Source organism: Streptomyces sp. URMC 127 (assembly GCF_051386535.1).
In the GTDB taxonomy this organism is placed as follows: Bacteria; Actinomycetota; Actinomycetes; order Streptomycetales; family Streptomycetaceae; genus Streptomyces.
Genome location: NZ_JBPQTW010000200.1, coordinates 1 through 12,616 on the forward strand (window position 1 = coordinate 1; position 12,616 = coordinate 12,616).

13 protein-coding genes and 1 pseudogene are annotated in these 12,616 nt (G+C 72.9%); 13 read left to right on the forward strand and 1 reads right to left on the reverse strand.

What is annotated here, in order from left to right; all coding sequences use genetic code 11:
* From ACSNOH_RS28210 to ACSNOH_RS28270, 13 genes are all read left to right on the forward strand, one after another.
* The coding region (locus ACSNOH_RS28210; protein ID WP_436724259.1) for an SRPBCC domain-containing protein at nt 1–774 on the forward strand (774 nt) is incomplete at its 5' end.
* Nucleotides 775–934: 160 nt separating this feature from the next.
* Nucleotides 935–1,768: an aldose 1-epimerase gene (locus ACSNOH_RS28215; RefSeq protein ID WP_436724260.1), complete on the forward strand. Its 834-nt coding sequence runs from the start codon at nt 935–937 to the stop codon at nt 1,766–1,768.
* A gap of 24 nt (nt 1,769–1,792) precedes the next feature.
* Nucleotides 1,793–2,335 carry an orotate phosphoribosyltransferase gene (gene pyrE, locus ACSNOH_RS28220; RefSeq protein ID WP_436724261.1) on the forward strand — a complete coding sequence of 181 codons (543 nt, stop codon included), beginning with the start codon at nt 1,793–1,795 and terminating at the stop codon, nt 2,333–2,335.
* A 207-nt stretch (nt 2,336–2,542) separates the two neighbouring features.
* Nucleotides 2,543–3,565: a class II fructose-bisphosphate aldolase gene (gene fbaA / locus ACSNOH_RS28225; RefSeq protein WP_436724262.1), complete on the forward strand. Its 1,023-nt coding sequence runs from the start codon at nt 2,543–2,545 to the stop codon at nt 3,563–3,565.
* A gap of 211 nt (nt 3,566–3,776) precedes the next feature.
* Entirely contained in the window at nt 3,777–5,243 is a 1,467-nt protein-coding gene (locus ACSNOH_RS28230; protein ID WP_436724271.1) for an MFS transporter, read from the forward strand.
* 74 nt (nt 5,244–5,317) lie between these two features.
* Nucleotides 5,318–5,731 (forward strand): DUF3151 domain-containing protein, encoded by a 414-nt coding sequence (locus ACSNOH_RS28235; protein WP_436724263.1) that lies wholly within the window; start codon nt 5,318–5,320, stop codon nt 5,729–5,731.
* A 427-nt stretch (nt 5,732–6,158) separates the two neighbouring features.
* Nucleotides 6,159–7,055, forward strand: coding sequence for a helix-turn-helix domain-containing protein (locus tag ACSNOH_RS28240; RefSeq protein ID WP_436724264.1), 897 nt, complete (start codon nt 6,159–6,161; stop codon nt 7,053–7,055).
* Entirely contained in the window at nt 6,991–7,137 is a 147-nt protein-coding gene (locus ACSNOH_RS28245; protein ID WP_436724265.1) for a DUF397 domain-containing protein, read from the forward strand. The genes ACSNOH_RS28240 and ACSNOH_RS28245 overlap by 65 nt, the downstream gene beginning before the upstream one ends.
* Nucleotides 7,138–7,185: 48 nt before the next feature.
* Nucleotides 7,186–8,013 (forward strand): tryptophan 2,3-dioxygenase, encoded by an 828-nt coding sequence (locus tag ACSNOH_RS28250; protein ID WP_436724266.1) that lies wholly within the window; start codon nt 7,186–7,188, stop codon nt 8,011–8,013.
* Nucleotides 8,006–9,217: a kynureninase gene (gene kynU, locus ACSNOH_RS28255; RefSeq protein ID WP_436724267.1), complete on the forward strand. Its 1,212-nt coding sequence runs from the start codon at nt 8,006–8,008 to the stop codon at nt 9,215–9,217. The genes ACSNOH_RS28250 and kynU overlap by 8 nt, the downstream gene beginning before the upstream one ends.
* A complete protein-coding gene (locus ACSNOH_RS28260; protein ID WP_436724268.1) occupies nt 9,214–9,987 on the forward strand; it encodes an alpha/beta hydrolase in 774 nt (257 codons plus the stop codon). Before kynU ends, ACSNOH_RS28260 begins: the two co-directional genes overlap by 4 nt.
* Before the next feature lie 67 nt (nt 9,988–10,054).
* Entirely contained in the window at nt 10,055–11,374 is a 1,320-nt protein-coding gene (locus ACSNOH_RS28265) for a sensor histidine kinase (protein ID WP_436724269.1), read from the forward strand.
* Complete coding sequence (locus tag ACSNOH_RS28270; RefSeq protein WP_436724270.1) at nt 11,371–12,030, forward strand: response regulator; 660 nt, start codon at nt 11,371–11,373, stop codon at nt 12,028–12,030. Before ACSNOH_RS28265 ends, ACSNOH_RS28270 begins: the two co-directional genes overlap by 4 nt.
* 114 nt (nt 12,031–12,144) lie before the next feature.
* Here ACSNOH_RS28270 and ACSNOH_RS28275 read toward each other — a convergent pair.
* Nucleotides 12,145–12,616, reverse strand: a pseudogene (locus ACSNOH_RS28275) (hypothetical protein); the annotation flags it as partial.

Here is a 12,616-nt window from a genome sequence, read left to right on the forward strand (position 1 = left end):
CGCCGGGCCCGCGCGCCCCCGGCGCGGGTGGCCCGGTGCGTCCCCGGCCTGCAGCAGGACAGCGCCGACGCCTCGGGCGAGGCCGTCGACGGGCGGCTGCGGCTGCGCATAGGCGGTTCGACCATCACCTACCGCGGCCGGCTGCGCCTGACCGAGCGGGAGGGTGCGTACGAACTCTCCGGCGAGGGCACCGAGGTGCGCGGCACCGGCACGGTGACGCTGTCGCTGCGCGGGCTGCTGACCTCGGCGCCCGGCGGCGCGCGGCTGACCTGCGCCGGGACGGTGGCCACCGGCGGCCGGCTGGCCGAGTTCGACGAGAAGACCACGGAGGCGACCGCCCGCCGCCTGCTGGACCGTTTCGCCGCCGCGCTGGTGGAGGAGCTGCGGGAGGACGCCGAGGAGGAGGCCGGTGACGGCCCCCGCCTGGAGGGCGGCAGCGTCTTCGACACGGCCGTCCCGCCCTCGTCCCTCGACCCGTCGGCCGGTGACGACCTCGCGGACGACCTGGCCGACGACGATCTGGCCGACGACCTCGACGAGGACGACGTCGACGACGAGCCGCCGGCCGAGGCCGCGCACGCCCGCCGCACGATGATCGGCCGCAGCGCGGAGGAGGTCGACCACGCGCCGCCCCGCGGCCGCTACGCCCCCGTCCCGGCCCCCGAGGCCGCCTCGGCGACGGCGACCGCCCTGCGCTGGGCGGCACCCGCCGCGGCCGTGGCGCTCGCGTCGGCGGTCGTGGTGGGGCGCGTGCTGCGTCGTCGGCACCACTAGCCTGTCCGGCCGGCCTGTCCGGCGTTCGAGGACGACGCGCGTTCAGCGCGGACCGGGGCCCGGGGCGCAGCCCCGGTCACGGGAAGGGGCGGGTGAGGGCAGGAGACCCCACCCGGCGTGCGCCCCGACGAACCATCAAGTCACCCCATAGGCTCGGTCCGTGACCAACGAAGCACGTGACGCACGTACAGACGCACGTACAGACGACGGCACCGTCCGCCTCAAGGCCGGCGAGGCCGAAGCCACGGTGGACCCGGCGCACGGCTGCCGCCTGACCAGTCTCCGCATCGGCGGGACCGAACTCCTGCGCCAGGGCGACAAGTACGGCTGCTTCCCCATGGTGCCCTGGTGCGGCCGCATCGAGCTCGGGCAGTTCCGCAACGGCGGCGAGCGCCACCAGATGCCCGTCAACCACCCGCCGCACGCCATCCACGGCACCGGCCGGGACACGGCGTGGCGCACGGCCCGGGCCGACGCAACCTCCGCCGTCTTCACCTACGACCTCGCCGACCCGTGGCCCTACCCCGGCCGCGTCACCCAGCTGGTCGAACTGGCCCCCGGCGCCCTCACCCTCACCATGGGCGTGGAGGCGGCGAGCGACTCCTTCCCCGCGCAGGCCGGCTGGCACCCCTGGTTCCTGCGCAACCTCGGCACCGGCGAGGACGTACGCCTCGACTTCACCCCCGGCTGGCAGGAGGAGCGCGGCGACGACCACATCCCGACGGGCCGCCGCATCGACCCCCTGCCCGGCCCCTGGGACGACTGCTTCGGCATGCCCGACGGCGTCGACGTGACCCTGACCTGGCCCGGGGCCCTGGAGCTCAAGGTGGCCAGTCGTACCGAGTGGGTTGTGATCTACGACGAGCAGGAGGCCGCCGTCTGCGTTGAGCCGCAGTCGGGCCCGCCCAACGGCCTGAACACCCTGCCCCGCCTCGTTACGCCCATCGACCCGCTGGAGATCTCCACGACGTGGACGTGGCGCACGCCGGCCTGAGCGCGGGGGCCCTGGCCTAAGCTCATGGGCATGAGCACGCGTGACGCCCTGCTGCAGCAGATCAAGGACAAGGCCGTGGTCCACGGCAAGGTGACCCTCTCCTCCGGCAAGGAGGCCGACTACTACATCGACCTGCGCCGGATCACCCTGGACGCCGAGGCCGCGCCGCTGGTCGGCCAGGTGATGCTGGACGCCACCGCGGACCTGGACTTCGACGCCGTGGGCGGCCTGACCCTCGGCGCCGACCCCGTCGCGACGTCGATGCTGCACGCCGCCGCCGCGCGCGGCCGCAAGCTGGACGCGTTCGTCGTCCGCAAGGCCCAGAAGACCCACGGCATGCAGCGCCGCATCGAGGGCCCCGACATCAAGGGCCGCCGCGTCCTGGTGGTCGAGGGCACCTCGACCACCGGCGGCTCCCCGCTGACCGCCGTCGAAGCGGCCCGCGAGGCCGGCGCGGAGGTCGTCGCGGTGGCCACGATCGTCGACCGCGGGGCCGCCTCCGCGATCGAGGGTGCGGGCCTGCGCTACGTCACGGGCTACTCGCTCGGAGACCTGGGCCTGTCCTGACCTGCGGTTTCTTCGCGGCATCTCGCGTCGGGGGTGTGGTTTCACGTGAAACCGCACCCCCTGCGCATGCTCTGGCTCAAATGAGCATCGTGAGCCTCATGTGGAGTAATCCGGGGAGTCTGGGAGTATGGGGGCGACGATGACCGTCGCCCCCTAGGTCAGGGCCCAGAACCACGCCCGTACCCGCACATCACAAGGAGCGGACAGATGCCCATCGCAACCCCCGAGGTCTACAACGAGATGCTCGACCGGGCGAAGGCAGGCAAGTTCGCCTACCCGGCCATCAACGTCACCTCGACTCAGACCCTCCACGCCGCGCTGCGCGGCTTCGCCGAGGCGGAGAGCGACGGCATCATCCAGATCTCCACCGGTGGCGCGGAGTTCCTGGGCGGCCAGTACAGCAAGGACATGGTCTCGGGCGCGGTCGCGCTCGCCGAGTTCGCGCACGTCGTCGCCAAGAAGTACCCGGTGAACATCGCGCTGCACACGGACCACTGCCCCAAGGACAAGCTCGACGGCTACGTCCGCCCGCTGCTCGCGATCTCCCAGGAGCGCGTCGCCGCCGGCCAGAACCCGCTCTTCCAGTCCCACATGTGGGACGGCTCCGCCGAGAAGCTCGACGAGAACCTCTCCATCGCGAAGGAGCTCCTCGCCGAGGCCGTGAAGGCCAAGATCATCCTTGAGGTCGAGATCACCCCGACCGGCGGCGAGGAGGACGGCGTCTCCCACGAGATCAACGACGACCTCTACACCACCGTCGCCGACGTGGAGCGCACCGCCGAGGCCCTGGGCCTGGGCGAGAAGGGCCGCTACCTGCTGGCCGCCTCCTTCGGCAACGTCCACGGCGTCTACAAGCCGGGCAACGTCGTCCTGCGCCCGGAGCTCCTGCGCGAGCTCCAGGACGGCATCGCCGCCAAGCACGGCAAGGCCGACCCGTTCGACTTCGTCTTCCACGGCGGCTCCGGCTCCACCGAGGAGGAGATCCGCACCGCGCTGGAGAACGGCGTCGTGAAGATGAACCTCGACACCGACACCCAGTACGCCTTCACCCGTCCGGTGGCGGCCCACATGTTCAAGAACTACGACGGCGTCCTGAAGGTCGACGGCGAGGTCGGCGACAAGAAGACCTACGACCCGCGCACCTGGGGCAAGCTGGCCGAGGCGAGCATGGCCGAGCGCGTCACCAAGGCGTGCGCCGACCTGCGCTCCACGGGCACGAAGCTGAAGTAAGGCCTCCCGGCATTGCCGTAAAGGGCCCGGCCCGCTCTCCGAGCGGACGCCGGGCCCTTTTCGCGTGGCCGCCCGCGCCGCCCCGGGGGATGATCGCGCCATGAGCGACTCCGCCCCGGAACCCGCGCGCGGGCCCGGCCCCGAGCCGCCCCCGCCGGTGCCCGCCGCGGAAACCGGGCGGGCGCCCGCCGGCAGCGGCCCCGAGGTGCGCATGGGCACCGCCACGGGCCGCGCGGTGCTGCTCACCGCCGTCCTCGGCTCGGGCATGGCGATGCTCGACAGCACCGTCGTCAACGTCGCCCTGCCGCACATCGGCCGGGACCTCGGCGCGGACCTGGCCGGCCTGCAGTGGACGGTCAACGCCTACATGCTCACCCTCGCCGGCCTGATCCTCCTGGGCGGCGCGCTGGGAGACCGCTTCGGCCGGCGCCGGGTCTTCGTCGTCGGCGTGGTGTGGTTCGCGCTCGCCTCGCTCCTGTGCGGGATCGCCCCGAACGCCGGAGTGCTGATCGGAGCGCGCGCCCTCCAGGGCATCGGCGGCGCGCTGCTCACCCCCGGCTCGCTCGCCCTCATCCAGGCCGTCTTCCGCCCCGGGGACCGGGCAGCGGCGGTGGGCGCCTGGTCGGGGCTCGGCGGGGTGGCCTCCGCGATCGGCCCGTTCGTCGGCGGCTGGCTGGTGGACGGGCCGGGCTGGCGCTGGGTGTTCCTGATCAACCTGCCGCTGGCGGCGGTGTGCGTGCTCGTGGCCGTGAAGTACGTACCGGAGACGCGCGACCCGAACGCGGGCGGGCGCTTCGACGTGCTCGGCGCGGCCCTCGGCGCGCTCGCCCTCGGAGCGGTGACGTACGCGCTGATCGCCGCCCCCGACAAGGGCGCCTCGCCCTGGGTGATCGGCCCCGCGGTCGCCGGCGTCCTCCTGGGCGCCGCCTTCTGCCGGGTGGAGGCCCGCAGACCCGACCCCATGCTGCCGCTGGAGATCTTCTCCATCCGCCTGTTCTCGTCGATCAACGCCGTGACGGTGTTCGTGTACGCGGCCTTCAGCGGCTTCTTCTTCCTGTCGGTGCTGCAGCTGCAGGTCGTGCTGGGCTGGTCGGCGCTCGCGGCGGGGACGGCGCTGCTGCCCACGACGGTGCTGATGCTGCTGCTGTCGGCCCGCTCCGGGAAGATCGCCCAGCGCATCGGCCCGCGGCTGCCGCTCACGGCCGGGTCGCTGCTGTGCGCGGCCGGCATGGTGCTCATGGTCCGCGTCGACCGCGGCGCCTCGTACGTGACGGACGTGCTGCCCCCGCTCGTCGTCCTCGGCCTGGGCATGACGGCCCTCGTCGCCCCGCTCACCGCGACCGTCCTGGCCTCCGTGGACGTCGCCCGCGCCGGCCTGGCCAGCGGCATCAACAACGCGGCCGCCCGCGCGGCGGGCCTGGTCGCCGTGGCCGCGCTGCCCCTGCTGGTGGGCATGGGCCCGGACGCCTACCGGGACCCCGGGGCGTTCGGCGACACGTTCCGAAAGGCGATGTACTGGTGCGCGGGCTCCCTCGTGCTGGGCGCGGCCCTGGCCTGGTTCACGGTCGGCGCGACGTGCCTGCGGGCGCGCAAGCCCACGGGAGAGGAGCCCAGCCACCCGGAGGCCACGTACCACTGCGGGGCGTCGTCCCCGCCGCTGGATCCGGGCGACGCGTGAGCGGGCGGACCGCGATGTGAAAAGCCTTCGGCGCCCGGTAACGCAAAGCGCGGCGGAAGGGCAGACTGGAGCCCATGTCCATTCACGAGAACCTGCTCGGGGGCCCGCCCCCGACCCACCTGCCCGACGACCCGGAGCCGCGCGAGCTGCTCGCCTCCGGGGCGGCCCCCTCCGAGGTCGCCGCGAAGTACCCGGCGTCGTCGCTCGCCTGGGCCCAGCTCGCCGACGAGGCGTTCGAGGCGGGCCGGGTCGTCGAGTCCTACGCCTACGCCCGCACCGGCTACCACCGCGGGCTCGACGCCCTGCGCCGCAGCGGCTGGAAGGGCCACGGCCCGGTGCCCTTCGAGCACGAGCCGAACCGCGGCTTCCTGCGCGCCCTGCACGCCCTCGCGCGCGCCGCCCAGGCGATCGGCGAGCAGGAGGAGTACGAGCGCTGCACCACGTTCCTGCGCGACAGCTCCCCGACGGCGGCCAACACCCTGGGCTGACGTCCCGCTGCCGCGGATGACCGGCCGGAACGCCCCGCCCGTGCGGGGCGTTCCGGCTGCCCGGCGGCCTTACCGTGCGGGTCCTTCGAACTTATGGGGATACCGCGCCTGGTGTTTGTCCCGTGCCGCGTTGTAGTCGGTCACGGCTTCCGCGTCGCCGCGTCTCTCGGCGCCCCTGATGGCGCGGGCCAGGAGGCGGCACACCGGGCACTCCTCCGGTGTCGGGCAGAGAGGCGGGCCGCTCGAATGCGGCACAGCAACCGTCATTTTGTTCGATCCTCCGTGTGTCCCGACCCGGACGGGTGGGCATCAACCGTGAGGCTCAGATTCCACCCACGCGGCGCCGCGGAGAAGACTATTTTGCATGCCAAACGCCTTTGGAATGCGGGGGGTTGGGTGCATGGGCGAGGGGTACGAGTCACCGGTCGTGACCTTCGGCGAGGAGATCAAACACGCGCGCGAATCGCGAGGGTGGTCCCAGGCGAAGCTGGCGGACGAGCTGCACTTCCAGCAGCCCTACGTCAGTAAGGTTGAGACGGGGCGGCAGCTCGCCTCCGCGCAGTTTGCCAAGCAGTGTGACGTGGTGTTCGGCACGCCCGGGGTCTACGCGCGGATGCGGCGAAGGGCGGTCGAGTGGGGCAACCCGATGTGGTTCATTCCGTACCTCCGGCTTGAGCGCGAAGCACGGGCCATCTGCGACTACTCGACCACGCGTGTAACGGGCATCCTGCAAACCCCGAAATATGCCGAAGCAGTGTTCCGGGCTGCTCATCGGCAAGAATCGGCAGAACGAATCCAAGCGTGGGTCGAGAAGCGCATCCAGCGCCGTGAGGTGTTCGAACGCGCCGATCCCCTGTCGCTGTCGGTGATCCTTTACGAACCCGCCTTGTGGGCCACTGTGGGTGGCCCTGATGTCATGCGGGCCCAGTTGCGTTACCTCGTGGCCGCGTCCGAGTCCCCGCACATCACGTTGCAAGTGTTCCCGATCTCCGCCGGGACCGCGGTGCGGGGAGCCCCCTTTACGTTGGTGACCGCTGGGGACGGGACCCAGGTCCTGTACGAGGAGACGTATACGCGCGGGCAGGTGGATGACTCGGCAGAAGCAGTTGCCGAGGCGCGCGCGGCGTACGAGCTGCTGCGTACCGACGCCCTCTCGCGCGAAGATTCGGTCTCCCTCATTCGACACGTCATGGAGGCGTACACCCATGAACACCCCATGGAAGAAGTCCAGCTACAGCGAAGCAAACGGCGGTTTGTGCGTGGAATGGGCCCCCGCCCTCGCCTCGTCCGGCGTCGTTCCCGTCCGGGACAGCAAGAACCCTGACGGGCCCGTCATAGCCGTCTCGACCGCAGCGTGGTCCACGTTCATAACAACCCTTGCCGTCACCACCCACCGGCCCGGATGATCGCCCCAGTGGCCCGGCGAACCCGGGAGCGACGGCAGGGGAGACGAGATGACTTCCGACCCACAGGACACCGCACCCAACCTGCACTTCACCGGCACCACCCCGTACGAGGACTACGTGCGGGCCTCGGTGCTCAGCAATCTTCAGGAGCCCCTCTCCGACGATCCGGGGGAGATGGCGTTCCTCGTCACCACCCAGGTGATGGAGCTCTGGTTCAGAGTCATCGTGCACGAGTGGGAGACCGCCGCCCGCGCCCTGCGCGAGGACGATCTGCCGGTGGCGATGGCCGCCCTCAAGCGCTCCACGTACGAGCTGAAGTCCCTCAACGCGAGCTGGGAGCCGCTGGCGCACCTCACCCCGGCGCAGTTCAACGCCTTCCGGTCCGCCCTGGGCGACGCGTCCGGCTTCCAGTCGGCCATGCACCGGCGGCTGGAGTTCCTCCTCGGCGACAAGTCCGCGGCCATGCTCGTGCCGCACCAGGGCGCGCCGCAGATCCACGCCGAGCTGGAGAAGGCGCTCTACGCACCGAGCCTGTACGACGAGGTGCTGCGCCATCTCGCGCGCCGTGGCCACGAGATACCCGCGGCCGTCCTCGAACGCGACGTCTCGGAGCGGTATGCGGCGGACCCGGCGGTCGAGGCGGTCTGGGAGCGGATATACGCCGGGGACCAGGGCAGTGAGGAGTGCCGGCTGGGGGAGGCGCTGACGGAGGTCGCCGAGCTCGTGTGGCGCTGGCGCAACGACCACCTGGTGGCCACGCGCCGGGCCATGGGCGCGAAGGTGGGCAGCGGCGGCTCGCCGGGGGTGGCCTGGCTGGAGAAGCGGGCGACGAAGAGCGTGTTCCCGGAGCTGTGGACGGCGCGCAGCCGTGTCTGACATATCCCTGGTGAAGGAGGCCGCCGCTCTCGACGCGGCCGACGGACTGGCCGCCAAGCGCGCCGAGTTCGACCTGGACGACACCGTCGTCTACCTCGACGGGAACTCGCTGGGCGCCCCGCCCCGCGGCGTCGCCGGCCGCCTCGCCGACGTCGTCGGGCGCGAGTGGGGGCGGCTGGGCATCCGCTCCTGGGAGGAATCCGGCTGGTGGACGGCCCCGGAGCGCGTCGGCGACCGCGTCGGCGCCCTGATCGGAGCCACCCCAGGACAGGTCGTCGTGGGTGACTCCACGAGCGTCAACGTCTTCAAGGCGGTGGTGGCGGCGATCCGCCTGAGGGACACCGGGTCGCGGGACGAAGTGCTCGTCGACGCCGCCACCTTCCCCACCGACGGCTACATCGCCCGTTCCGCCGCCCGCATGACCGGCTGCCGGATCCGTGCCGTCGACGCCGCGGACATGGCCCGCGAGGCCGGCCCCCGCACCGCCGTCGCCCTGGTCAACCACGTCGACTACCGCACCGGCCGCCTCCACGACCTCCCCGGCACCACCGCTGCCCTGCGCGCCGCCGGCGCCCGCACCGTGTGGGACCTGTGCCACAGCGCGGGCGCGCTCCCCGTCCATCTCGACGCCGACGGGCCGGACTTCGCGGTCGGCTGCACGTACAAGTACCTCAACGGCGGCCCCGGCGCGCCCGCGTTCCTCTACGTGCGGCGCGCCCTGCAGGAGCGCTTCGACTCGCCCCTGCCCGGCTGGAACTCCCACGCCGATCCCTTTTCCATGGACCCCGCCTACGCACCCGCCGACGGCGCCGTCCGCGGGCGTGTCGGCACCCCGGAGATCCTCTCCCTCCTCGCTCTCGACGCCGCGCTCGACGTCTGGGACGGCGTCGACCTCTCGGCCGTCCGCGCCAAGAGCCTCGCCCTCACCGACTTCTTCCTGCGCTGCGTCGGCGCGTACGTGCCGGAGGGCCGCGTCGTGTCCGTGACGCCGCGGGCGCACGGGGAGCGGGGCAGCCAGGTGTCGCTGCGGTACGGGCCGGGGGCCGGTGAGGTCATGGCGGAGCTCATCCGCCGCGGCGTCGTCGGCGACTTCCGCCGCCCGGACGTCCTCCGGTTCGGCTTCACGCCGCTCTACACGCGCTTTGCGGATGCGGAACGTGCCGCGCGGGTGCTCGGCGAAGTGGTGGCGGAGGCGGAGCGGTGACGGCCGAGGAGGACGCCCTGTTCGGCCTGCCCTACGTGCCGCCCGACGCGACCGTCTCCTACGGCCAGCATCCCAGCCAGGTCGTCGACCTCCACCTGCCGTCCGGACCGGCGGCCGGCGTACGGGTCACCCTGCTGCACGGCGGGTTCTGGCGGGAGGCGTACGACCGCCGCCACCTCGCGCCGCTCGCGGCCGCCCTGGCCGCGCAGGGCAGGGAAGTGGCCCTGGCGGAGTACCGCCGCGTCGGCGCGGGCGGGGGATGGCCGCAGACCCTGGACGATGTCATGCGTGCCCTGGGCGTCCGCGTGCGTCCCAGCAGGCGCGCACGGCACATCCTCGTCGGGCATTCGGCGGGCGGGCACCTCGCCCTGTGCGCGGCGAGCGGGATCGTTCGCCCGCCGGGTGTGGAGGCCGTCGTCGCCGTGGCGCCGGTCGCCGACCTCGCCCGGGCGAGGCAGCTGCGGCTGAGCGAGGGCGCGGTGGACGACTTCCTGGGCGGCGGGCAGCACTACCCGCAGGCGGATCCCGTCCTCCGGGGCCCCGCCCGCATCCCGGTCACGGTCCTCCACGGCGACGCCGACGCCGACGTACCGGTCGCCCTGTCCCGTTCCTACGCCGCGGCGGCGATGCGGCACCCGGGCGCGGAGGTCACCCTGGAGATCCTCCCGGGCGTGGGCCACTACGCCCCTGTGACACCGGGCACCACCGCGTACGCGGCCCTGCTGGCCGCACTGGGCACCCCCTCCCCGGGGGCCGCCCGTCCGTCTTAAGGAGGACCCCCGGAGATCCCCATTCATGGGGACGCCCTACGGAATCCGTTTGCCTACGGTTGATGGTGTGACCGACACCTATGAGCCCCGCTTGCGCAGTGAGATGCGGATAGCCAGAGGCGCCCTCGACCGGCTGCGCGAGGACCTCTTTCACGACGCCTTCGCCTTCCGGCCGCTGCCGCCGCTCGCCGCCGATCACCGGCTGGTGCGGCTGCTGCCGGGCCGCGCCGCCCGGTACACCCGCTGGCTGCCGCACGCCGCTCTCATCGCCTTCACCGGCATGGTCATGCTCGCGACGCTCGGCCACGAGGGCGGCCCGTTCGGCGTCCTCGCCGCGCTGCTCGTCGGGGTGCCGATGCTGACGACGCTGTTCCGGCCGGTCGGCGCGTGGTGGATGTCCGTCGGGGTGATCCTGTTCACCAGCACGTTCGGCGGCCCCGCCCTCAGCCCGTGGAGCCCGGCCACCTTCTTCTCCCACCTCTTCGTCATGCTGGTCGTCGCGCTGCGGACCCGGCCCCGCGTGGCGGCCGAGATGTGGCTGCTGACCGGTGCGGTCGGGGTGTTCATCGGGGTGTTCTTCCAGACGGTCCGCCCGTACTACGGCTTCGGCGACGACCTGTTCCAGATGATGCTGCTCTCCGGGGTCCTGCTGTTCGCGATCGCCGCCTTCCGCGGCCTGCGCGAGTCCAAGCAGCAGGTCGCCGCGCAGGTGGCGGTCACCGAGGTCGAGCGCTCCCGCCGCACCGTGCTGGAGGAGCGCACGACGATCGCCCGGGAGCTGCACGACGTCGTCGCGCACCACATGTCGGTCGTCGCGATCCAGGCGGAGGCCGCCCCGTACCGCGTTCAGGACACCCCGCCCGAGCTCGCGGCCGCCTTCCAGACGATCCGGGAGAACGCCGTGGCGGCGCTGACGGAGCTGCGCCGGATCCTCGGCGTCGTACGGTCGGAGAACCCTGACGCGTTCGCCGACCCGGAGGCCCCGCAGCCCACCCTGGAGGCGCTTCCCGGGCTCCTCGGCAACCTCCGCTCGGCCGGGCTGACCGTCGAGCACGTGACGACGGGAGCCGTGCGGCCGCTGCCGCAGGGCGTGGAGCTGTCGGCGTACCGGATCGTCCAGGAGGCGCTCAGCAACGTCCTGCGGCACGCCCCCGGGGCGGAGGCCCGCGTCGAGATCAGCTACGTCCTGGGCGGGCTCGGCCTGCGCGTGGTCAACGGTGCCCCGAACCGGCTCGCGAAGCCCTCGCCCGGCGCCGGCCACGGCGTCCTCGGCATGCGCGAGCGCGTGACCATGCTCGGCGGCGAGATGACGGCCGGAGCGACGGAGGAGGGCGGCTACGAGATCGCCGCGTTCCTCCCCGTGGAGCCGGGCGAGGCCGCCGCATGACCATCCGCGTGATGATCGTGGACGATCAGATGATGGTCCGCGAGGGCTTCTCCGTCCTGCTGAACGCCATGCCCGACATCGAGGTCGTGGGCGAGGCCGTCGACGGCAGGGAGGCTGTGGAAAAGGTCGCCGCTCTGCGCCCCGACGTCGTCCTGATGGACATCCGGATGCCCGTCCTCAACGGCCTGGAGGCCACCCGGGAGATCGTCGCCGCCGACGCGGACGCGAAGGTGCTGGTCCTGACCACCTTCGACCTGGACGAGTACGTCTACCAGGCGCTGCGGGCCGGGGCGAGCGGCTTCCTGCTCAAGGACGCCTCGGCCCGGCAGCTCGCGGACGGCGTGCGGGTCGTGGCCGCGGGGGAGGCGCTGCTGGCGCCGACGGTCACCAAGCGCCTCATCCAGGAGTTCTCCCGGCTGGGCGCTCCCAAGCAGCCCACGCAGGAGCGCGTCGGCGAGCTGACCGAGCGGGAGACGGAGGTGCTCGTCCTGGTGGCCCAGGGCCGCTCCAACTCGGAGATCGCCGCGCACCTCGTGGTGGCCGAGTCCACGGTCAAGACGCACGTCAGCCGCATCCTGGTAAAGCTCGGCCTGCGCGACCGCACGCAGGCAGCGGTTTTCGCATACGAGGCGGGACTGGTCACCCCGGGCGGCTGACCGGGAGCGGGGCGCCGACAACCCCGCCGCAACGGCGAATCACCCCCACGGCGAGGGTCCGGCGGAATGGCCGCCCACCGGGGCCCGTACGTCCGCGCACCCCGCCGGGACGGCCTACCGCGGCAGTGTGAGGCGCCAGCCCGCCGGCGTGGTCGTCCACGTACGGCGCCGTACCGGGCCCGCGAGGACGTTGTCCGCCCGGTAGCGGAAGGCCGGGCCGGAGACCGTGACGCGCCGGGCGCGCGAGCGCAGGGGGTGGCCCGCGTCGTGGGTGTGGACGGCGAGCTCCGCGAGGCCGCCGTCCGCGGCGGTCAGGGAGACGCGGGTGACGGGCCGGTCGAGGTCGGTGACCAGCTCCCCGTCGGCCTCGACCCGCAGCCGGGTGCAACCGGGCACCGGCAACGGCACCGGCACGGGCACGGCCGCGCGCCCCGCCGCCACCGGACCGGTCAGCAGGGTGAGCGCGGAGCGGGCCGTACGCGCGGCCGGCGACCACCACGGCTGGTGACCTTCACCACCCCCGCCGGGCTGAAGTACATGACGGAGCCCGGCCTCAAGCCCGGGGGGACGGCCGTCCCCCCGGGCC

Coding starts and splice junctions, on each gene's coding strand:
- ACSNOH_RS28230 (WP_436724271.1), top strand. CDS start 3,777: ATGGGCACCGCCACGGGCCGCGCGGTGCTGCTCACCGCCGTCCTCGGC.
- fbaA (WP_436724262.1), top strand. CDS start 2,543: ATGCCCATCGCAACCCCCGAGGTCTACAACGAGATGCTCGACCGGGCG.
- ACSNOH_RS28270 (WP_436724270.1), top strand. CDS start 11,371: ATGACCATCCGCGTGATGATCGTGGACGATCAGATGATGGTCCGCGAG.
- pyrE (WP_436724261.1), top strand. CDS start 1,793: ATGGGCATGAGCACGCGTGACGCCCTGCTGCAGCAGATCAAGGACAAG.
- ACSNOH_RS28250 (WP_436724266.1), top strand. CDS start 7,186: ATGACTTCCGACCCACAGGACACCGCACCCAACCTGCACTTCACCGGC.
- ACSNOH_RS28235 (WP_436724263.1), top strand. CDS start 5,318: ATGTCCATTCACGAGAACCTGCTCGGGGGCCCGCCCCCGACCCACCTG.